This window comes from Klebsiella sp. CD33 (assembly GCF_051992865.1).
Classification (GTDB): domain Bacteria; phylum Pseudomonadota; class Gammaproteobacteria; order Enterobacterales; family Enterobacteriaceae; genus Klebsiella; species Klebsiella pneumoniae.
On sequence record NZ_CP197023.1, the window covers coordinates 3,610,155 to 3,631,970 of the forward strand.

Below are 21,816 nucleotides of genomic sequence, written 5' to 3' on the forward strand. Positions count from 1 at the left end.
AAACCTCATCGATGACGCGTATAGTTTCGTCTTTGTTAATGATTCTGGACCCACCATGACCATTCAAAACATAATTTGTGATATTGACGGCGTACTGATGCACGATAACGTCGCCGTTCCCGGCGCAGCCGAGTTTATCAAGCGCATCCTCGATAAAGGCATGCCGCTGGTAATGCTGACCAACTACCCGTCGCAAACCGGCCAGGATCTGGCGAACCGTTTCGCCACCGCTGGAATTGATGTTCCGGATAGCGCCTTTTACACCTCAGCGATGGCCACCGCCGATTTTCTGCGTCGCCAGGAAGGCAAAAAAGCCTACGTGGTGGGAGAAGGGGCGCTGATCCACGAGCTGTACAAAGCCGGCTTTACCATTACCGATGTGAACCCGGATTTTGTCATCGTCGGGGAAACTCGTTCCTTTAACTGGGAAATGATGCATAAGGCCGCCTTCTTCGTCGCCAACGGCGCCCGCTTCATTGCCACTAACCCGGATACGCACGGTCGCGGCTTCTACCCTGCCTGCGGCGCGCTGTGCGCCGGGATCGAGAAGATCTCCGGCCGTAAGCCGTTTTACGTCGGCAAACCCAGCCCGTGGATCATCCGTTCAGCGCTGAATAAAATGCAGGCTCACTCCGAGCAGACGGTGATTGTCGGCGATAACCTGCGCACCGATATACTGGCCGGTTTCCAGGCAGGGCTGGAGACTATTTTGGTGCTCTCCGGCGTCTCCACCCTCGACGACATCGACAGCATGCCGTTCCGCCCGTCGTGGATTTACCCTTCCGTCGCGGAAATCGATATTTTCTGATGCCAACCACGTCGCAGGACGTGGTTTTTCATTTCTAGCGCCCATCAGAATTACCCCATCTAATAAAAACGGCCTATAAATACGAATTCCTCAATAAAGCCGTTCAAAAGATACTCTTTTTTCACTGTTCAACAATCACGGTTGCGTTTTTTCTTTTTCCGGCCGCAAAACCCTTGCGCCTGCTCCCCCTTTACGGCATTTTCTTAAGCACGCACTCAGGCTTCGCTACGAGACGAAGCCAGCACAACATCAAACACGACAGGGTAATGGAGAAGGCTATGTGTTCTATTTTTGGCGTACTGGATATTAAAACTGACGCAGGCGAGCTGCGTAAAAAGGCGCTGGAGTTTTCCCGCCTGATGCGCCACCGCGGTCCGGACTGGTCTGGCGTATATGCCAGCGACAAAGCGATTCTGGCGCACGAGCGCCTGTCGATTGTCGACGTCAACGCCGGGGCCCAGCCGCTGTACAACGCCGAAAAAACCCATGCGCTGGCCGTTAACGGCGAGATCTACAACCACCAGGCGCTGCGCGCGGAGTATGGCGATCGCTACCAGTTCCAGACCGGTTCCGACTGCGAAGTGATCCTCGCGCTGTATCAGGAAAAAGGCCCGGAGTTCCTCGACGATCTGCAGGGAATGTTCGCCTTCGCCCTGTACGACAGCGAAAAAGACGCGTACTTAATTGGCCGCGACCATATCGGCATTATCCCGCTGTATATGGGCCATGACGAACACGGCAACTTCTATGTCGCCTCCGAAATGAAAGCGCTAGTGCCGGTATGCCGCACCATTAAAGAGTTCCCGGCGGGCAGCTACCTGTGGAGCAAAGACGGCGAAATTCGCCAGTACTATCAGCGCGACTGGTTTGATTACGACGCGGTGAAAGACAACGTTACCGATAAGAACGAGCTGCGCCAGGCGCTGGAAGAGTCGGTGAAAAGCCACCTGATGTCCGACGTGCCTTACGGCGTGCTGCTCTCCGGCGGTCTTGATTCATCGGTCATCTCGGCTATCACCAAGAAATTCGCCGCCCGTCGCGTCGAAGATCAGGAGCGTAGCGAAGCCTGGTGGCCGCAGCTGCACTCTTTCGCGGTCGGTCTGGAAGGCTCTCCTGACCTGAAAGCGGCGCAGGAGGTGGCCAACCACCTCGGCACCGTGCACCACGAAATTCACTTTACCGTCCAGGAAGGGCTGGATGCCATCCGCGACGTTATCTATCACATCGAAACCTACGATGTGACCACTATTCGCGCCTCGACGCCGATGTACCTGATGTCGCGGAAAATTAAAGCCATGGGCATCAAAATGGTGCTTTCCGGCGAAGGTTCGGACGAAGTGTTCGGCGGCTACCTCTACTTCCATAAGGCGCCGAACGCCAAAGAACTGCACGAAGAGACGGTGCGTAAGCTGCAGGCGCTGCATATGTTTGACTGCGCCCGCGCCAACAAAGCGATGTCCGCCTGGGGCGTGGAGGCCCGCGTGCCGTTCCTCGACAAGAAGTTCCTCGACGTCGCGATGCGCATTAACCCGCAGGATAAGATGTGCGGCAACGGCAAAATGGAAAAACACATTCTGCGCGAATGCTTTGAATCCTACCTGCCGGCCAGCGTCGCCTGGCGCCAGAAGGAGCAGTTCTCTGACGGCGTCGGCTACAGCTGGATCGATACCCTGAAAGAAGTGGCCGCCAAACAGATCAGCGACCAGCAACTGGAAACCGCAAGCTTCCGCTTCCCGTACAACACGCCGACCTCCAAAGAAGGCTATTTGTACCGCGAGATCTTCGAAGAGCTGTTCCCGCTGCCGAGCGCGGCGGAGTGCGTCCCTGGCGGTCCGTCGGTGGCCTGCTCTTCAGCGAAAGCCATTGAGTGGGATGAAGCGTTCAAAACCATGAACGATCCATCAGGCCGCGCGGTCGGTGTCCACCAGTCGGCCTACAAATAAGCCCAGACGGGCGGTGCAACGCAAAACGGCCCCTCCGGGGTCCGTTTTCTTTTTGCCGGATTTATACCGCTGAAAAACGATAAATAACCAATAATTGCCGAATATTCCAGCGAGCTGTTCGCAACCTAACCAAACAGTCACATTACAACGATTTTCCTTGAAAAAGAGGTTGACGCTCGCAGGCCCAATACGCATAATGCGCCCCGCAACGCCGATAAGGTTACGCGAAAAAAAGATGGCTACGTAGCTCAGCTGGTTAGAGCACATCACTCATAATGATGGGGTCACAGGTTCGAATCCCGTCGTAGCCACCATCTTTTTTGCGGGAGTGGCGAAATTGGTAGACGCACCAGATTTAGGTTCTGGCGCCGCAAGGTGTGCGAGTTCAAGTCTCGCCTCCCGCACCATTCACCAGTTAGCGTTGTACGGATGGGGTATCGCCAAGCGGTAAGGCACCGGTTTTTGATACCGGCATTCCCTGGTTCGAATCCAGGTACCCCAGCCATATTTCTTCGATATTTGCGGTTCACCGCGACGGTATTGGGGTATCGCCAAGCGGTAAGGCACCGGTTTTTGATACCGGCATTCCCTGGTTCGAATCCAGGTACCCCAGCCATCGAAGAAGCAGTAAGACAATTAGGCTACGTAGCTCAGCTGGTTAGAGCACATCACTCATAATGATGGGGTCACAGGTTCGAATCCCGTCGTAGCCACCAAATTCTGGACGTATCGATACGCATCGATAAATCCGCAAACAATTTGTTGGGGTATCGCCAAGCGGTAAGGCACCGGATTCTGATTCCGGCATTCCGAGGTTCGAATCCTCGTACCCCAGCCAAATTTAAAAGTCGTTCAGCAGTGAACGCACTGTTGCCCTCAACCGGCGTAGTTACGGTCAAGCGCAACAGACAATTGGGGTATCGCCAAGCGGTAAGGCACCGGATTCTGATTCCGGCATTCCGAGGTTCGAATCCTCGTACCCCAGCCATTTCGATGCAAAAAAGCTCACTTCGGTGGGCTTTTTTGCTATTGGCGTCCTGACATGCTTACTCCGTACTGACTGCCGGGCAGGCGCTCTCCGCTACGCTCCTGCCCGGGAAGCCGGTTTTACAAGCCTAAGGCATACTTCAGCGCCTGACGCTTCAGCACCCCGGCGCGTTCAGCCGCCATCAGGCCAATATTACGCAGCATCCGCACCGGCGCCAGGTCATTGCTGAAACCGGCATAAAAGAGGTCCATCCCCGACTGCATGATTAAATTATCCGCTCGCCGCCGCGCCTGGTAGCGCTTCAGCACCGGCAGGCTGGCCCAGTCTTCGCCGCGGCCGCGCGCTTCCGCCAGGATCTCCAGCAGGGCATCGACATCACGATAGCCAAGATTAACCCCCTGCCCCGCCAGTGGATGAATGGTGTGCGCCGCATCGCCCACCAGCGCCAGGCCGGGCTGAACATACTGCAGCGCATGACGCCGGGTGAGCGGGAAGGCGCCGGCCGCCTGCGGCGTCACCCGTCCCAGCCGCGCCGGAAAGTGACTGGCGATCTCCTGCTGGAGCTGCGCCATGGTCATGCTCTGCAGCTGACGGATCCGCGCCGGGGCGTCGTACCAGACCAGCGAGGCCCAGTGGTCGAACAGCGGCAGGAAGGCGCGTGGGCCGCTGGGAGTAAACTGCTGCCAGGTGCTGTCGCCGGGATCGTCGGCGCATTCGACGCTGATCAGCATACAGGACTGCTGATATTGCCAGGCGTGCACGCCGATGCCGGCCATATCCCGCACCTGGGAGTTAGCGCCGTCGGCGCCGATAACCAGCCGGGCGTGGATCGTCTCCCCCTCGCGCAAATGCAACGCCGTCTGCGTCTCGCCGTGCTGCATCGTTTTCAGTTCGCTACCGACGCGCAGGGTAACCGCCTCATGCGCCGCCAGCGCTTGCCACAGGCCCCATTGCAGAACCTTGTTCTCGACCATATAGCCCAGCTCCGGCAGCTTGAGCTCCGCGGCGTCGAAGGCGACGTGCGCGCTCTCCCACTCCCAGGTCTCCAGACGGCGATAAGCATGGACGCGCATCGCCCGTATGGCATCCCAGACGCCGAGACTCTTCAGCAGGCCGACCGAAGCCGCGCTGATCGCCGAGATCCGCACATCCGGGGCGGATGCCGGATCGAACGCCGGTGGCGCCGCTTTCTCAAGCACCGTCACGGTAAATCCCTGTTGCGCCAGCCCTAACGCCAGGGCGCCGCCGACCATGCCGCCGCCCACGATGGCGACATCTGTTACGTGAATTGTCATGGCTATTATCCTTAAAGCAGAATCCGTTAAGTTTACCGGATTTTTCGCCCTCTTGCGGCGATAACGCTCGCACTGGTCAGGGGGCGACCAAAGCATTACAATACGCGCCCTGGAATGCGAAATTCACCCTGTATATATCCCCGCGTTTTGGATATTTATTACTGAGCATGAGCAAGTCAATGACAAAAAAACTCCATATTAAAACCTGGGGCTGTCAGATGAACGAGTATGATTCATCAAAGATGGCCGATCTGCTGGATGCGACACATGGGTATCAACTGACCGAAGTGGCGGAAGAAGCAGATGTGCTGTTGCTCAATACCTGCTCAATTCGTGAGAAGGCCCAGGAAAAAGTTTTCCATCAGCTTGGCCGCTGGAAGCTGCTGAAAGAGAAGAACCCGGACCTGATTATTGGCGTCGGCGGCTGCGTGGCTTCCCAGGAAGGCGACCATATTCGCCAGCGCGCGCACTATGTCGATATTATTTTCGGGCCGCAAACCCTGCACCGCCTGCCGGAGATGATTAACTCCGTGCGCGGCAACCGCAGTCCGGTAGTTGATATCAGCTTCCCGGAAATTGAAAAATTCGATCGCCTGCCAGAGCCGCGCGCCGAAGGGCCGACCGCCTTTGTCTCGATTATGGAAGGTTGCAATAAATACTGCACCTACTGCGTGGTGCCGTATACCCGCGGAGAAGAAGTTAGCCGTCCGTGCGACGATATCCTGTTTGAAATCGCCCAGCTGGCGGCGCAGGGCGTGCGTGAGGTCAATCTGCTGGGGCAGAACGTTAACGCCTGGCGCGGTGAGAATTACGACGGCACCACCGGCAGCTTTGCCGACCTGCTGCGCCTGGTCGCCGCCATCGACGGCATCGATCGCATTCGCTTCACCACCAGCCACCCGATCGAATTTACCGACGATATCATCGACGTTTATCGCGATACGCCGGAGCTGGTGAGCTTCCTGCACCTGCCGGTGCAGAGTGGCTCCGACCGTGTGCTGAACCTGATGGGACGCACCCATACCGCGCTGGAGTATAAAGCGATTATTCGCAAGCTGCGTGAAGCGCGCCCGGATATTCAGATAAGCTCCGACTTTATCGTCGGCTTCCCCGGCGAAACCACGGAAGATTTCGAAAAGACCATGAAGCTCATCGCCGACGTCAATTTCGATATGAGCTACAGCTTTATCTTCTCCGCTCGCCCGGGCACCCCGGCGGCCGATATGGTCGACGACGTGCCGGAGGCGGACAAAAAACAGCGTCTGTATATCCTGCAGGAACGCATTAACCAGCAGGCGATGGCCTGGAGCCGTCGCATGCTCGGCACGGTACAGCGCATCCTGGTGGAAGGCACCTCGCGTAAGAACATCATGGAGCTTTCCGGACGTACGGAGAATAACCGGGTGGTCAACTTCGAAGGTACCCCGGACCTCGTCGGTAAGTTTGTCGATGTCGAAATCGTCGATGTATACACCAACTCGCTGCGCGGTAAAATCGTGCGCACCGAAGCGGAGATGGGTCTGCGTATCGCTGAATCACCCGAATCAGTGATTGCCCGCACCCGTAAAGAGAACGATCTTGGCGTGGGAATTTACCAGCCATGATCCCTTCAGGCCTGTCGGTTCCGGCAGGCCTTGTAATTCCTCTCTCCGTCCCTATATCTACAGCAATGCTTGCGCCATTTTCCTGTGACGTAAATAATTTCCTGATTAGCCGGCCACGCGCCGCGTCCGGCCACCTGCGTAAAGAGGAATAGTTTGAACATAGACACTCGTGAGATTACCCTGGAGCCAGCGGATAACGCACGCCTGTTAGCCCTGTGCGGCCCGTTTGACGACAACATTAAACAGCTGGAGCGTCGGTTAGGCATTGAGATCAACCGCCGTGACAATCACTTTAAGCTGACCGGTCGCGCCCTGTGCGTGCACGCTGCCGCCGATATTCTGCGCAGCCTGTATGTCGACACAGCGCCAATGCGCGGTCAGATTCAGGATATTGAACCAGAGCAGATCCACCTGTCGATCAAGGAAGCGCGCGTACTGGAGCAGAGCGCCGAAAGCGTGCCTGAGTACGGTAAAGCCGTCAATATCAAGACCAAGCGCGGGGTAATCAAACCGCGTACGCCGAACCAGGCGCAGTACATCGCCAATATCCTCGATCACGACATCACTTTCGGCGTGGGTCCGGCGGGTACGGGTAAAACCTATCTGGCGGTGGCGGCGGCGGTCGATGCGCTGGAGCGCCAGGAGATCCGCCGTATTCTGCTGACCCGTCCGGCCGTCGAGGCAGGCGAAAAGCTCGGCTTCCTGCCCGGCGATCTGAGCCAGAAGGTCGACCCGTATCTGCGCCCGCTGTATGACGCGCTGTTTGAGATGCTCGGCTTTGAGAAAGTGGAGAAGCTGATTGAGCGTAACGTCATCGAAGTGGCCCCGCTGGCCTATATGCGCGGACGGACGCTGAATGACGCCTTTATCATTCTTGATGAAAGCCAGAACACCACCATCGAACAGATGAAGATGTTCCTGACCCGCATCGGCTTTAACTCCAAGGCGGTGATCACCGGCGACATCACGCAGATTGACCTGCCACGCAGCACCAAATCCGGTCTGCGCCATGCCATCGAAGTGCTGGCGGAAGTCGATGAGATCAGCTTTAACTTCTTCCATAGCGAAGACGTGGTGCGCCATCCGGTGGTCGCCCGCATCGTGAACGCCTATGAGGCATGGGAAGCCGCAGACCAGAAACGTAAAGCAGAGCTGGCCGCCGAGCGCAAACGCGAAGCCCAGGAACAGGAGCAAAAATGAGTCAGGTGATCCTCGATTTACAGCTGGCCTGCGAAGAGACCAGCGGCCTGCCGGACGAAGCCCTTTTCCAACGCTGGGTCGACGCCGTCATTCCGCCGTTTCAGGAGGAGTCAGAGTTAACGATTCGTCTGGTCGACGTTGCAGAAAGCCATGAGCTGAACCTGACCTATCGCGGCAAGGATAAGCCGACCAACGTCCTCTCCTTCCCGTTTGAAGCGCCGCCGGGAATTGAAATGCCGCTGCTCGGCGATCTGATCATCTGCCGTCAGGTGGTAGAGCAGGAAGCCAGCGAGCAAGGTAAGCCGCTGGAGGCGCACTGGGCGCATATGGTGGTGCACGGTAGCCTGCATCTGCTGGGCTACGATCATATCGAAGACGACGAAGCGGAAGAGATGGAAGGCCTTGAAACAGAGATAATGCTTGCTCTGGGCTATGAGGACCCGTACATTTCCGAGAAGATTGCGGAATAGCGCCCAGCCGGATGGCGGTGCTTGCGCCTCATCCGGCCGCTGTTTCTGCGTTTTACCTGCCAGAAAGTCAGGCAACCCATGCCGTCCGGCGCTGAGTTTACGCGCGACGAGCGACAGTTAAATCAACATGAGAACCCAAACGACGCCATGAGCGACGACAATTCACACAGTAGTGACACAGTAAACAGCAAAAAGGGATTTTTCTCCCTGTTACTCAGCCAGCTTTTTCACGGGGAACCGAAAAACCGCGATGAACTGCTGGCGCTGATCCGTGATTCCGGGCAGAACGATCTTATCGATGAAGATACGCGTGACATGCTCGAAGGGGTAATGGATATCGCCGACCAGCGGGTCCGCGACATTATGATCCCCCGTTCACAAATGATAACCCTGAAGCGCAACCAGACGCTGGACGAGTGCCTGGATGTCATCATCGAATCCGCCCACTCGCGTTTCCCGGTCATCAGTGAAGATAAAGATCACATCGAAGGGATTCTGATGGCCAAGGATCTGCTGCCGTTTATGCGCAGCGACGCCGAAGCCTTCAGCATGGAAAAAGTGTTACGGCCGGCGGTTGTCGTCCCGGAAAGCAAGCGGGTCGACCGCATGCTGAAAGAGTTTCGCTCACAGCGCTATCATATGGCGATCGTTATTGACGAATTCGGCGGCGTCTCTGGCCTGGTGACCATCGAGGATATCCTTGAGCTCATCGTCGGGGAAATTGAAGACGAGTACGACGAAGAAGAAGATATCGATTTCCGCCAGCTGAGCCGCCACACCTGGACGGTGCGCGCCCTGGCCTCCATCGAAGACTTCAACGACGCCTTCGACACGCACTTTAGCGATGAAGAAGTGGATACCATTGGCGGGCTGGTGATGCAGGCCTTCGGCCATCTGCCGGCCCGCGGCGAATCTATCGACATTGATGGTTACCAATTCAAGGTAGCAATGGCAGATAGTCGTCGTATCATTCAGGTGCATGTAAAGCTGCCCGATGACGCTCCCCAGCCGAAGCTGGAAGAGTAAGCGGTAGCGCTGAAATGGCCAGCCGGGAGACCGCGAGTCATACACGGTTGTAGGTGCCCCGCGTCCGGCTGGCAAAAAGAATAGCCTGTAGCAGCAGGCGTTAATTAACGGGACGATTAACCTAAATGGTATTTGCCTCTCTTCTTGAACGCCAGCGCGTACGTCTGTTGCTGGCGCTGTTGTTTGGAGCCAGCGGAACGCTGGCTTTTTCACCTTATGACTTCTGGCCAGCGGCTATCGTTTCGCTGATCGGTCTGCAGGCGTTAACCCTCAACCGACGCCCGCTGCAAAGCGCCGGGATCGGCTATTTCTGGGGACTCGGGCTGTTCGGCACGGGTATCAACTGGGTCTATGTCAGCATCGCTCAGTTTGGCGGAATGCCCGGCCCGGTTAACGTCTTCCTCGTCGTTCTGCTGGCGGCCTATCTCTCGCTCTACACCGGCCTGTTTGCCGGCCTGCTCGCCCGTCTGTGGCCTAAAACTAACTGGATACGGATGGCTATCGCTGCCCCTGTCGTCTGGCAAATCACCGAGTTCCTGCGCGGCTGGGTGCTGACCGGCTTTCCGTGGCTACAGTTCGGCTACAGCCAGATTGACGGCCCGCTGAAAGGCCTCGCGCCGGTGATGGGCGTCGAGGCTATTAACTTCCTGCTGATGGTAGTCAGCGGCCTGCTGGCCCTGGCCCTCGTCCAGCGCAACTGGAAGCCGCTGGCGATTGCCGCGCTGCTGTTCGCCCTGCCGTTCCCGCTGCGCTATATCCAGTGGTATCAGCTGCTGCCGGCGCGCGCGACCCAGGTCTCGCTGGTGCAAGGCGATATCCCACAGGCCATGAAATGGGACGAAAAGCAGCTGGTCAATACCCTGAAAACCTACCTGGCGCTGACCCAGCCGCATATCGGCCACTCGCAGCTGATTATCTGGCCTGAATCGGCGATCCCGGATCTGGAGATCAACCAGCAGCAGTTCCTCAGCATGATGGACGATCTGCTGCGCGCAAAAGACAGCTCGCTGATCACCGGCATTGTCGATGCGCGTCTCAACAAGCAGAACCGTTACGATACCTACAACACCATCATTACTCTCGGCAAAGATAACCCGTACCGCTACGACTCGACCAACCGCTACAACAAGAACCATCTGGTGCCGTTCGGCGAGTTTGTACCGCTGGAGTCGATTCTGCGCCCGCTGGCGCCGTTCTTTGACCTGCCGATGTCCTCCTTCAGCCGCGGCCCCTACGTGCAGCCGCAGCTGATGGCGCATAACCTGAAGCTGACCGCGGCCATCTGCTACGAGATCATCCTCGGGGAACAGGTGCGGGATAACTTCCGGCCGGACACCGACTTCCTGCTGACCATCTCCAACGACGCCTGGTTCGGCAAGTCCATCGGCCCGTGGCAACACTTCCAGATGGCGCGAATGCGCGCCCTGGAGCTGGCCCGCCCGCTGCTGCGCAGCACCAACAACGGCATTACTGCGGTGATCGGCCCGCGCGGCGAGATCCAGAAGATGATCCCGCAGTTTACCCGCGAGGTGTTGACCACCACCGTGACCCCCGCCAGCGGCTTAACCCCTTACGCCCGCACCGGCAACTGGCCGCTATGGGCGCTGACGGCTCTGTTTGGTTTCGCCGCGCTGCTGATGAGCCTGCGCCAGCGTCGCCGATAAGTTTCTTCGCCGGCGACGCCCGTCGCCGGCTTTTTCTTCCCATCATCTGCCACTCTGGCACAGTCATTGCTTGATTTAACCTGGTAGCGGCCTCGTCCGACCCAGTGCAACCGGGTTGCACCAGAAACGATCGGTGGTCGCGCTATTTTGGTGCAATGGAAGATATTTGCCTCCGATTGGTGCGGAGCGCTTCGCAAAAATAAACAATAAAGCAGCAAAATCTTTACATTAAGCCAAACTAAATGCTAACAAACACATACAAATGCGGCACGTGGACGCGTGCCCCTAATAACAACACACACAATCACAATGGGTATCAATAGCGTCGCTGACGCTGCGGATAAGGAGTTGGATATGCAATTACGTAAACTGGCCACGGCAATGCTGGTAATGGGAATGACCGCTGGTCTGGCGCAGGCGGAAGATGCTGCCCCGGCGGCTGGCCAGAACACCCTGGATAAGATCGCCAAAAACGGGGTTATCGTTGTCGGCCATCGTGAATCTTCGGTCCCGTTCTCTTACTACGATAACCAGCAGAAGGTTGTGGGCTACTCTCAGGATTATTCCAACGCCATCGTCGATGCCATCAAGAAAAAACTGAACAAACCCGATCTGCAGGTCAAACTGATCCCGGTCACCTCGCAGAACCGTATCCCGTTGCTGCAGAATGGCACCTTTGATTTCGAGTGCGGCTCAACCACCAACAACCTTGAGCGCCAGAAACAGGCGGCCTTCTCAGATACCATCTTCGTGGTCGGCACCCGTCTGCTGGTGAAGAAAGGCGGTCCGATCAAAGATTTCCCGGACCTGAAGGATAAAGCGGTCGTCGTCACCTCTGGAACCACCTCAGAGATCCTGCTGCATAAGCTGAACGATGAGAAAAAAATGAATATGCGCATTATCAGCGCCAAAGATCATGGCGACTCTTTCCGCACCCTGGAGAGCGGACGCGCCGTGGCCTTTATGATGGATGATGCCCTGCTGGCTGGCGAACGCGCCAAGGCGAAGAAACCGGATAACTGGGAAATCGTCGGCACCCCGCAGTCGAAGGAAGCCTATGGCTGCATGCTGCGGAAGGACGATCCGACGTTCAAGGCGCTGGTTGATGAAACCGTCGCCCAGGCTCAGACCTCTGGCGAAGCGGAGAAGTGGTTTGACAAATGGTTCAAAAACCCGATTCCGCCAAAAAATCTTAACCTCAACTTCGAGCTGTCGGACGACATGAAAGCGCTGTTCAAATCACCTAACGACAAAGCACTGAACTAATTATAACAACCAGGGGCGGGATATCCTGCCCTCCCGATGATTGTCACAGCACGGACAGACTATACGGCGGCTGGTCGTTCCCCAGCCGCCGCGAATACCGAAACAAGCTGGACAACCGTCTTCGAGGGTAGCAATGGCTACCCTTTTTTTTCCAGGAGTCATGTATGTCAATAGACTGGAACTGGGGGATATTCCTGCAACAGGCCCCCTTCGGCAACACTACCTACCTGGGCTGGCTGTGGAGCGGTTTTCAAATCACCGTCGCCCTCTCCATCTCGGCCTGGATCATCGCTTTTCTCGTCGGCTCACTGTTCGGCATTTTACGCACGGTACCCAATCGCTTCCTCTCGGGCATTGGCACCTGCTATGTCGAACTGTTTCGCAACGTGCCGCTGATCGTGCAGTTCTTTACCTGGTACCTGGTGGTGCCGGAGTTCCTGCCGGAAAATATCGGCATGTGGTTTAAATCGGAGCTGGACCCAAACATTCAATTCTTTGTCTCCTCCATGCTGTGCCTGGGGCTGTTTACCGCCGCTCGCGTCTGCGAGCAGGTACGCGCCGCCATCCAGTCGCTGCCGCGCGGGCAGAAGAACGCCGGCCTGGCGATGGGCCTGACCCTGCCGCAAACCTACCGCTACGTGCTGCTGCCGAACGCCTACCGCGTTATCGTGCCGCCGATGACCTCGGAGATGATGAACCTGGTGAAAAACTCGGCCATCGCCTCCACCATCGGTCTGGCCGATATGGCCGCGCAGGCGGGCAAACTGCTGGACTACTCCGCTCATGCCTGGGAGTCTTTTACCGCCATCACCCTGGCCTATGTTTTCATCAACGCGGTGATTATGCTGATTATGTATGTGGTCGAGCGTAAGGTTCGCCTGCCTGGCAATATGGGAGGCAAATAATGTACGATTTTGACTGGAGTTCGATCGTTCCCTCCATGCCCTATCTGCTGGCAGGGCTGGTGATCACCCTGAAGATTACGGTGATCGCCATCGTGGTCGGCATCGTCTGGGGCACCCTGCTGGCGGTTATGCGCCTGTCCAGCTTTATGCCGCTGGCCTGGTTTGCTAAATCCTACGTCAACGTATTCCGCTCAATCCCACTGGTGATGGTCCTGCTGTGGTTCTACCTGATTGTCCCGGGCTTCCTGCAGAACGTGCTGGGACTGTCGCCGGAAACGGATATTCGCCTGATCTCGGCGATGGTGGCGTTTTCGATGTTCGAAGCCGCCTACTATTCAGAGATTATCCGCGCCGGCATTCAGAGCATCTCCCGCGGCCAGTCCAGCGCCGCGCTGGCGTTGGGGATGACCCACTGGCAGTCAATGCGGCTGGTGATCCTGCCGCAGGCCTTCCGCGCCATGGTGCCGCTGCTGCTAACCCAGGGGATCGTCCTGTTCCAGGATACCTCGCTGGTGTATGTATTGAGTCTCGCCGACTTCTTCCGTACCGCCTCCACCATTGGCGAGCGTGACGGAACCCAGGTCGAAATGATCCTGTTCGCGGGCGGCGTCTATTTTGTGATTAGCCTCAGCGCCTCGCTGTTGGTCAGCTGGTTGAAGAAAAGGACTGTGTAATGATTACCCTGAAAAACGTTTCAAAATGGTATGGTCACTTTCAGGTGCTGACCGATTGCTCCACGGAAGTGAAAAAAGGCGAAGTCGTGGTGGTCTGCGGGCCGTCAGGCTCCGGTAAATCCACGCTGATTAAGACTGTGAACGGCCTTGAGCCGGTACAGCAGGGGCAGATTATTGTCGATGGCACCGTGGTTAACGATAAAAAGACCAACCTGGCTAAACTGCGCTCGCACGTCGGCATGGTGTTTCAGCATTTTGAACTGTTCCCGCATCTGTCGATTATCGACAACCTGACGCTGGCGCAGGTCAAAGTGCTTAACCGCGATAAAGCCTCAGCGCGCAAGAAAGGCCTCAAGTTGCTGGAGCGCGTTGGCCTGGCGGCGCATGCGGAAAAATACCCGGCGCAACTCTCCGGCGGCCAGCAGCAGCGCGTGGCCATTGCCCGTGCCCTGTGTATGGACCCAATCGCCATGCTGTTTGATGAGCCCACCTCAGCGCTTGACCCGGAGATGATTAACGAGGTGCTGGACGTTATGGTCGAACTGGCCAACGAGGGGATGACCATGATGGTCGTGACCCATGAGATGGGCTTTGCCCGCAAGGTGGCGAACCGGGTGATCTTTATGGATGAAGGGAAGATTGTCGAGGATGCCGATAAAGAGGCCTTCTTTGCCAATCCGCAATCCGAGCGTGCCAAAGATTTCCTCGCCAAAATACTTCATTGATGGTTCTTCTCTGCGCATACCGCCCGGTATGCGCAGTTAATCTTTTCCGCCATATTATTCGCCAATGTTATTTATGCGGCAGATTATCGCTACTATCATTTACGTACCCAATAAACCTCGGCGATAAAAGCTGAGCTTATTTATTAAATCGATCAATTCATAAAGAATTCAATAATGAATTCGTGGACCGGCATTGCCGCCGCCGCTAGCATATAACGCCTCGTAACAGGTTCGCCGCACGATTATTTTATTAATTGAATATAATATTCTTGCCTGACCTCGCCTGCGCCTAAATGCCGAAATAAAGGTCATCAATATTCTCTGCCGCTCGCAGAATAATGGATGCGCCACCAAACCAATGAAACAAATGGATATTGCTTCATGTTAATTCGATCTCGCACGCTCACCGGGCTGCTGTTTATCACGCTGGCGGGCACCTCAGCCGCCGGGGCCGCGCCATTGGCCTCTTCTACTCACCAGACGGAGCAGGATAAAGCCCGCCAGGAAGCGCTGGCGCCGCAGCAACAGGATTTTCAGTCTTCACAACAGCGCGTGGCGCCGCAGGGTATCCCTTTTCCTGAGGAAACGCATTGCAAATTGATCAACCGGGTCGATATCGACTCCGATAACCAGGCGCTCACCCGGAAATTACTGGCGAAAACCGCGCGGCAGGCGCAGGGACGCTGCCTGGGCAGCGAAGGCATTCGCCTGCTGGCCTATACCTTGCAAAATGAGCTGATCGCGCAAGGCTACATCACCTCGCTGATTGATGTGCCCTCCCAGTCGCTGGAGCACGGCATACTCAGGTTCACGCTGCACTATGGCAAAGTGGGCGCTATCGACTATGCCGACGGCTCGGACACCACCCGCCTGTGGAATTCCCTACCCACCTCTTCCGGTACTATCCTGCGCTTAAGCGACCTTGAGCAAGGGATGGCCAACCTGCAGCGTCTGCCCGGCGCCACCGCGCACATGAAACTGCTGCCGGGCCAGCACGAGGGCGAAAGCGATATCCAGATCGCCCGCAGCCTGGCGAAAAAATGGCAGCTTGGCGCCTGGCTTGACGACGCCGGCAGCAAAGCCAGCGGACGCTACCAGGCCGGCGGGGCCCTCTATCTCTATGACCTGACCACCCTCAACGATATCCTGTACCTTTCCGGCGGGGGCGATATTGAATTCAATCAGCATAACGACGGCAACCACAACGGCAGCCTGTATTACTCCATTCCCTTTGGCTACTGGACACTAAGCGCCTACGGGGCATACAGCCAGTATCGTCAGCAGTTTAACGGCAACTGGTCGACGATGGATTATAAGAGTAAAAATCGCTATTACAGCGCCACGCTGAGTCGTCTGCTCTCCCACACCCGGCAGCAAAAAACTACCGCCGACCTGCGGATCGCCAAGAGTACCTCGCATTATTACTTCGGCGGCAGTGAGCTACTGGTGATGCGCAAGCAGAACCCCTCATGGGAATTCACCCTCAACCACCAGCACTACTTTAACAAAAAGATTGTTGATGCCAGCATCGGCATCCAGCGCAGCCTGCCGTGGCTCAGCTCGACAGCAACGCCGGAAGAGCAGGCCGGGCTGTATAGCCCGCTGTCGCGGATTGTGCATGGTAATCTGCAGGCAATGATGAAATTTGACGCCACCGGCGACAAATTTACCTGGGCTCCCCGCCTCAGCGCCCAGTTCAGCCCGGACAAACTCGCTTCCGATAATAAATTCAATATTGGTAGTCGCTGGAGCGTGCGCGGTTTTGACGGTGAAAACAGCCTGTCCGGCAATCAGGGATGGTACTGGCGCAACGATTTTATCTGGGATCTGGCCACCCACGAGCGGCAATTCTATTTGGGCGCGGATATAGGCCGTCTTATCGGCGCCGATCTATATCAAAAAGGCAAAGTGCTCTCCGGCGCCGTCAGCGGGCTGCGCGGTCAGCTATGGTCAACGCAGTACGATCTGTTTATTAGTACCCCGCTGAGTAAACCGGATAAGTTTCATAGCGACGCCCTGAATATGGGCTTTTCATTACAGTGGAGGTATTAATTCGCACATTATTGACTCGTCATATTTACATTATTTATTAATCATTATTTAAAGGAATAAAGAAAATGTTTAAGTTTAAGGCTTCTTATGTCGCACTGGCGGCAGTATTAACCTCGTCGGTAGTTTATGCCGACCCCACAAGCTATACGCACTCTTCCGGCGCCACGGTTATCGATATTGAAAAGCCGAACGCCGCCGGTGTCTCCCATAACCTGTACCGCGACTTCAACGTCGGCGCCAATGGCACCATCCTCAATAACAGCGGCGATGATGTCAGCCACAGCACATTTGGCAATATCGCCCGCAACAATAATCTGACCGCCGGCAGCGCTTCGGTGATTTTGAACGAGGTGACCTCCAAAAACGCCAGTAGCCTGAAGGGCTTTATCGAAGTCAACGGTCAGAAAGCGGATGTGGTAATCGCCAACCCGAACGGCATCACCTGTTCCGGCTGTAGCTTTGTTAATACCAACAAGGCTATCCTGACCACCGGCAAGGTTAATATGACCGACGATGGCGCCATCGGCAGCTATACCGTAACGGGAGGCACCCTCACCATCGGCGAAAATGGCATGAACGCCGCCAACGGCTACGCGGTTCTGCTCGCCGACGCGATTAAGATTAACGGTAAAGTGCAGGCCAACAACGCCCTGGTCAGCGCGGGCAACTTCACCATGGATAACAGCTCTGGCTCGGTGACCTCCGCCGGTAAAAAGGCCACCCTGATCCAGATGACGGTTAACCCGCAGTACAGCATCGACGTCAGCAGCCTTGGCGGCATTGAGGCCAACAGCATCAGCATGGTCGGCAATAACATCGGCTTTGGCGTACGTAATAAGGGTTCTATTATCTCCAACGGCACGCTGATGCTCACCAGCAACGGTAATTTACTGAACAAAGGGTCAATAACGGGCAAAGGTTTGCTGAGCCAGGTTTCCACCGTCACGGGCATCACCAATGACGGTAGCATCGCCGGCGCCTATTATTTAATGCTCTCCAGTGGCGATTATATCGTTAACACCGGTTCTCTCTCCGGCGGCCAGCTGATTGCCACCGCTAACGGCAACATCACCAACGGCGACTCAGGCACGATGACCGGCACCAGTGGATTAAGCCTGACCAGCGGCGGGAAAATCCGCAACGAAGAAAAAGCCTCCCTGCTGTCAAATAACCAGATTGCCGCCACGGCAATCGGTGATTTCCTCAATGAAGGCAAAATCAGCGCCAAACACACCAGCCTGACGTTTGTCGGCGACAGCTTTAAAAACACTGGCAATATTAACTCTACTGGCCAAACCACCATTCAGTCGCTTAAACAGGACGGCAGCGCCAATACGGGCGAGATCTATAACCTCGGCAATATCACCGGCGAAAATATCAATCTGCAGACCAATGGCACGCTGGCGCAAAGCAGCAGTGGTCGTATTGAGGCAACCAACGCCATTACCGCCCACAGCTACTGGCTGAACCAAAATGGTTATATGAATGCCGCCGATATCACCACCGATCACGGCGTAGTGAATAATTATGGCAATATTACTGCCAAAAATATTTCAATCACGACCTACTCAGATATCACCAACGAAGGGCAGATCAGCAGCACCGGCGACCTGACCTTAAATACCAAAAATAAAGGCGCGATCTACAATTATTCAACCCTCAGCGCGGGCGGCAACATGACGTTAACCGCCACCAAAGTGGTCAATGGTGGTAAAAGTTGCGGCATCCTGGGCCTGGCGAAATGCGGCGTCGGGACGTTAACTGCTGACAAGCTGGTACTGAACTCATCGCAGAAATATGTTAGCGACATGGGTGGAAAACAGTATTTCAAGAGCACCGAAGTCAACACGGTGAAATAAGACAAACCACGATGCGCGAAGCCTCGCGCATCGTTTTTCGCACGCTTAGGGCTCGAAGGGCCGACGCTGGAACTGATCGTGGCCACATTTTGGACAGCGCGGCAGCACGTCCGGGGTGTATACCGCCAGGTGATAGTGGCACTTCTCGCAGACCAGGTTGCCCAGACCGACCACTTCGCCGCTGTGGTACACGCCGTGATGATTCAGATCCTGAAAGACTTCCCGCCACTCGAGCTGGGTTTTGTCGGTGATATCAGCCAGCTCCTGCCACAGGCTCTCTTTGATCACCCGCATAAACACGCTGTCGCTCTCGTCTTCGTGACTCTCTTCGTAGCTGCGGGCAAACTCCTCGAGGTCGCGTTTGACCGCCGCAATCACCGACTCGATCTCGCTCTGCGTCAGATCGCCGGCGCGGACGATTTTTTCCCGCGCCTGCGTCACCAGCGCGTCGATATCGCGCTCTCCATGGCGGAGCCGTTCGCTGAGCGAGGAGACCAGTTCACGGTAATATTGAGCAACCTTGTTCATCATTTCGCCTCCGGTGGGGTTAACGTCTTCTGATAATAGACCTTATTCCTCTCCCGCTGTGTCTGACAAGCCACAGAGTCGCGAAATAATCTGCGCAGCTTTTGCCGATGTTGATGTGCGAAAAGCTGTTTTGACGTGGGCGTTTGGGCTATGCTATGCCGATCTGAAATAACACATCCATTGGCTACACTTTGTAGCTGTATTGAAAACAGGACCACTGGCTGCCATGCAAGAGCAATACCGCCCGGAAGAGATAGAATCGAAAGTCCAGCTTCACTGGGACGAAAATCGTACATTTGAAGTAACTGAAGACGAGAGCAAAGAGAAGTATTACTGCCTGTCGATGCTTCCTTATCCTTCTGGTCGACTACACATGGGTCACGTGCGTAACTACACCATCGGCGACGTGATTGCCCGCTACCAGCGCATGCTGGGCAAAAACGTCCTGCAGCCGATCGGCTGGGATGCGTTCGGTCTGCCGGCAGAAGGGGCGGCGGTGAAAAACAACACCGCGCCAGCGCCGTGGACCTACGACAACATCGCCTACATGAAAAACCAGCTCAAAATGCTGGGCTTCGGCTATGACTGGAGCCGCGAGCTGGCGACCTGCACCCCGGAATACTACCGCTGGGAGCAGAAGTTCTTCACCGAGCTGTACAAAAAAGGCCTGGTGTACAAAAAAACCTCCGCAGTGAACTGGTGCCCGAATGACCAGACCGTGCTGGCCAACGAACAGGTTATCGACGGCTGCTGCTGGCGCTGCGATACCAAGGTCGAGCGTAAAGAGATCCCGCAGTGGTTTATTAAAATCACCGCCTACGCCGATGAACTGCTGAACGATCTGGATAAGCTGGACCACTGGCCGGACACCGTGAAGACCATGCAGCGCAACTGGATCGGCCGTTCGGAAGGGGTAGAAATCTCCTTTGACGTCAACGACTACGCTGACAAACTGACTGTCTACACCACCCGTCCGGACACCTTTATGGGTTGTACCTACCTGGCCGTCGCGGCGGGTCACCCGCTGGCGCAGCAGGCTGCGGCGAACAATCCGGCGCTGGCCGCCTTTATCGACGAGTGCCGCAATACCAAAGTGGCCGAAGCCGACATGGCGACGATGGAGAAAAAAGGCGTCGATACCGGCTTTAAAGCCATTCATCCGCTGACCGGTGAAGAAATTCCGGTCTGGGCGGCAAACTTTGTGCTGATGGAATACGGCACCGGCGCGGTAATGGCCGTTCCGGGTCACGACCAGCGCGACTACGAGTTCGCCAGCAAGTACGGTCTGAACATTAAGCCGGTTATCCTCGCTGCCGACGGCTCCGAGCCGGATCTCTCCGAGCAGGCGCTGACCGAGAAAGGCGTCCTGTTTAACTCCGGCGAGTTCAGCGGTCTTGATTATGAAGCGGGCTTCAACGCCATTGCCGACAAACTGGCTGCTATGGGCGTGGGCGAGCGTAAAGTTAACTACCGTCTGCGCGACTGGGGCGTATCCCGTCAGCGCTACTGGGGCGCGCCGATCCCGATGGTGACCCTGGAAGATGGCACCGTGCTGCCGACCCCGGAAGATCAGCTGCCGGTGATCCTGCCGGAAGACGTGGTCATGGACGGCATCACCAGCCCGATCAAAGCCGATCCTGAATGGGCCAAGACCACCGTCAACGGCCAGCCGGCGCTGCGCGAAACCGACACTTTTGATACCTTTATGGAATCCTCCTGGTACTATGCGCGCTACACCTGCCCGCAGTATCAGGAAGGAATGCTGGATTCGAAAGCGGCCAACTACTGGCTGCCGGTAGATATCTACATCGGCGGTATCGAACACGCCATCATGCACCTGCTCTACTTCCGCTTCTTCCATAAGCTGATGCGCGACGCGGGCATGGTGAACTCCGATGAGCCGGCGAAACAGCTGCTGTGCCAGGGCATGGTGCTGGCTGACGCGTTCTACTATGTGGGCGAAAACGGCGAACGTAACTGGGTTTCCCCGGTTGACGCCATCGTTGAGCGCGACGAAAAAGGCCGCATCGTGAAGGCCAAAGACGCGGCGGGCCACGAGCTGGTGTACACCGGCATGAGCAAGATGTCCAAGTCGAAAAACAACGGCATCGACCCGCAGGTGATGGTTGAGCGCTACGGCGCGGATACCGTGCGTCTGTTCATGATGTTTGCGTCCCCGGCGGATATGACCCTCGAGTGGCAGGAATCTGGCGTTGAAGGGGCGAACCGCTTCCTGAAACGCGTCTGGAAACTGGTCTACGAGCACACCACCAAAGGAGAGGTTGCGGCACTGAACGTGGCGGCTCTGAGCGAAGATCAGAAAGCGCTGCGTCGCGATATCCACAAAACCATCGCCAAAGTGACCGATGACATCGGCCGTCGTCAGACCTTCAACACCGCCATCGCGGCAATCATGGAGCTGATGAACAAGCTGGCGAAAGCGCCGCAGGAAGATGAGCAGGATCGTGCGCTGATGCAGGAAGCTCTGCTGGCGGTGGTGCGTATGCTCAACCCGTTCACTCCACACGCCAGCTTCACCCTGTGGCGTGAGCTGAACGGCGAAGGCGATATCGACAACGCGCCGTGGCCGGTAGCGGATGAGAGCGCGATGGTGGAAGACAGCACCCTCGTCGTCGTCCAGGTCAATGGCAAAGTTCGTGGTAAAATTACCGTTGCGGTAGATGCAACTGAAGAGCAGGTTCGCGAGCGCGCCGGCCAGGAACATCTGGTGGCGAAATATCTCGACGGTAAAACCGTGCGTAAAGTGATTTACGTTCCGGGTAAACTGCTCAATCTGGTCGTTGGCTAA

The 21,816-nt window shown here is 56.3% G+C and carries 16 protein-coding genes and 7 tRNA genes; 21 read left to right on the top strand and 2 right to left on the bottom strand.

All coding sequences use genetic code 11. The features are described 5' to 3' along the window. Positions 1 to 55: 55 nt before the first annotated feature. The 9 genes from ACR809_RS17875 (at position 56) to ACR809_RS17915 (ending at position 3,739) form a co-directional block, all read left to right on the top strand. A complete protein-coding gene (locus ACR809_RS17875) occupies positions 56 to 808 on the top strand; it encodes an HAD-IIA family hydrolase (protein WP_002894738.1) in 753 nt (250 codons plus the stop codon). 278 nt (positions 809 to 1,086) lie between these two features. Continuing rightward, positions 1,087 to 2,751 carry an asparagine synthase B gene (gene asnB, locus ACR809_RS17880; protein ID WP_122051467.1) on the top strand — a complete coding sequence of 555 codons (1,665 nt, stop codon included), beginning with the start codon at positions 1,087 to 1,089 and terminating at the stop codon, positions 2,749 to 2,751. A gap of 237 nt (positions 2,752 to 2,988) precedes the next feature. Continuing rightward, a tRNA-Met gene (locus ACR809_RS17885) sits at positions 2,989 to 3,065 on the top strand. 8 nt (positions 3,066 to 3,073) lie between these two features. Continuing rightward, positions 3,074 to 3,158, top strand: a tRNA-Leu gene (locus ACR809_RS17890). A 23-nt stretch (positions 3,159 to 3,181) separates the two neighbouring features. Beyond that, positions 3,182 to 3,256 (top strand) — tRNA-Gln (locus tag ACR809_RS17895). A gap of 36 nt (positions 3,257 to 3,292) precedes the next feature. Continuing rightward, positions 3,293 to 3,367 (top strand) — tRNA-Gln (locus ACR809_RS17900). 23 nt (positions 3,368 to 3,390) lie between these two features. Next, positions 3,391 to 3,467 (top strand) — tRNA-Met (locus ACR809_RS17905). A 47-nt stretch (positions 3,468 to 3,514) separates the two neighbouring features. Beyond that, a tRNA-Gln gene (locus ACR809_RS17910) sits at positions 3,515 to 3,589 on the top strand. 75 nt (positions 3,590 to 3,664) lie between these two features. Next, a tRNA-Gln gene (locus tag ACR809_RS17915) sits at positions 3,665 to 3,739 on the top strand. Between the two features lie 119 nt (positions 3,740 to 3,858). Here the strand turns inward: ACR809_RS17915 and ubiF are convergent. Then, positions 3,859 to 5,034, bottom strand: a complete 1,176-nt coding sequence (gene ubiF, locus ACR809_RS17920; RefSeq protein WP_122051469.1) for a 3-demethoxyubiquinol 3-hydroxylase — start codon at positions 5,032 to 5,034, stop codon at positions 3,859 to 3,861. A gap of 179 nt (positions 5,035 to 5,213) precedes the next feature. On the opposite strand from ubiF, the gene miaB reads away from it, so the two are divergent. From miaB to ACR809_RS17975, 11 genes are all read left to right on the top strand, one after another. Further along, the gene (gene miaB / locus ACR809_RS17925) at positions 5,214 to 6,638 is read left to right on the top strand and encodes a tRNA (N6-isopentenyl adenosine(37)-C2)-methylthiotransferase MiaB (protein WP_002894730.1); all 1,425 of its coding nucleotides are present in this window, start codon (positions 5,214 to 5,216) and stop codon (positions 6,636 to 6,638) included. A gap of 153 nt (positions 6,639 to 6,791) precedes the next feature. Then, on the top strand, positions 6,792 to 7,838 hold the full coding sequence (locus ACR809_RS17930; protein ID WP_085876499.1) for a PhoH family protein: 1,047 nt from the start codon (positions 6,792 to 6,794) through the stop codon (positions 7,836 to 7,838). After that, positions 7,835 to 8,308 carry an rRNA maturation RNase YbeY gene (gene ybeY, locus ACR809_RS17935; RefSeq protein WP_002894722.1) on the top strand — a complete coding sequence of 158 codons (474 nt, stop codon included), beginning with the start codon at positions 7,835 to 7,837 and terminating at the stop codon, positions 8,306 to 8,308. Before ACR809_RS17930 ends, ybeY begins: the two co-directional genes overlap by 4 nt. Before the next feature lie 147 nt (positions 8,309 to 8,455). After that, positions 8,456 to 9,334: a CNNM family magnesium/cobalt transport protein CorC gene (corC, locus tag ACR809_RS17940; RefSeq protein ID WP_004197606.1), complete on the top strand. Its 879-nt coding sequence runs from the start codon at positions 8,456 to 8,458 to the stop codon at positions 9,332 to 9,334. A gap of 125 nt (positions 9,335 to 9,459) precedes the next feature. Next, the gene (gene lnt / locus ACR809_RS17945; protein ID WP_004179036.1) at positions 9,460 to 10,998 is read left to right on the top strand and encodes an apolipoprotein N-acyltransferase; all 1,539 of its coding nucleotides are present in this window, start codon (positions 9,460 to 9,462) and stop codon (positions 10,996 to 10,998) included. Between the two features lie 354 nt (positions 10,999 to 11,352). Next, positions 11,353 to 12,264 (top strand): amino acid ABC transporter substrate-binding protein, encoded by a 912-nt coding sequence (locus ACR809_RS17950; protein ID WP_002894712.1) that lies wholly within the window; start codon positions 11,353 to 11,355, stop codon positions 12,262 to 12,264. Positions 12,265 to 12,428: 164 nt separating this feature from the next. After that, the gene (locus ACR809_RS17955) at positions 12,429 to 13,169 is read left to right on the top strand and encodes an amino acid ABC transporter permease (protein ID WP_002894709.1); all 741 of its coding nucleotides are present in this window, start codon (positions 12,429 to 12,431) and stop codon (positions 13,167 to 13,169) included. Continuing rightward, positions 13,169 to 13,843, top strand: a complete 675-nt coding sequence (gene gltK / locus ACR809_RS17960) for a glutamate/aspartate ABC transporter permease GltK (RefSeq protein WP_122051471.1) — start codon at positions 13,169 to 13,171, stop codon at positions 13,841 to 13,843. The genes ACR809_RS17955 and gltK overlap by 1 nt, the downstream gene beginning before the upstream one ends. After that, a complete protein-coding gene (locus tag ACR809_RS17965; protein WP_002894706.1) occupies positions 13,843 to 14,568 on the top strand; it encodes an amino acid ABC transporter ATP-binding protein in 726 nt (241 codons plus the stop codon). The genes gltK and ACR809_RS17965 overlap by 1 nt, the downstream gene beginning before the upstream one ends. A 381-nt stretch (positions 14,569 to 14,949) precedes the next feature. Next, the gene (locus tag ACR809_RS17970) at positions 14,950 to 16,620 is read left to right on the top strand and encodes a ShlB/FhaC/HecB family hemolysin secretion/activation protein (RefSeq protein WP_004176875.1); all 1,671 of its coding nucleotides are present in this window, start codon (positions 14,950 to 14,952) and stop codon (positions 16,618 to 16,620) included. Positions 16,621 to 16,685: 65 nt separating this feature from the next. After that, positions 16,686 to 18,479 carry a filamentous hemagglutinin N-terminal domain-containing protein gene (locus ACR809_RS17975; RefSeq protein ID WP_032423924.1) on the top strand — a complete coding sequence of 598 codons (1,794 nt, stop codon included), beginning with the start codon at positions 16,686 to 16,688 and terminating at the stop codon, positions 18,477 to 18,479. 45 nt (positions 18,480 to 18,524) lie between these two features. Here the strand turns inward: ACR809_RS17975 and ACR809_RS17980 are convergent, their stop codons facing one another. Then, complete coding sequence (locus ACR809_RS17980; RefSeq protein WP_002894699.1) at positions 18,525 to 19,007, bottom strand: zinc ribbon-containing protein; 483 nt, start codon at positions 19,005 to 19,007, stop codon at positions 18,525 to 18,527. 226 nt (positions 19,008 to 19,233) lie between these two features. On the opposite strand from ACR809_RS17980, the gene leuS reads away from it, so the two are divergent. Continuing rightward, a complete protein-coding gene (gene leuS / locus ACR809_RS17985) occupies positions 19,234 to 21,816 on the top strand; it encodes a leucine--tRNA ligase (RefSeq protein WP_004176877.1) in 2,583 nt (860 codons plus the stop codon).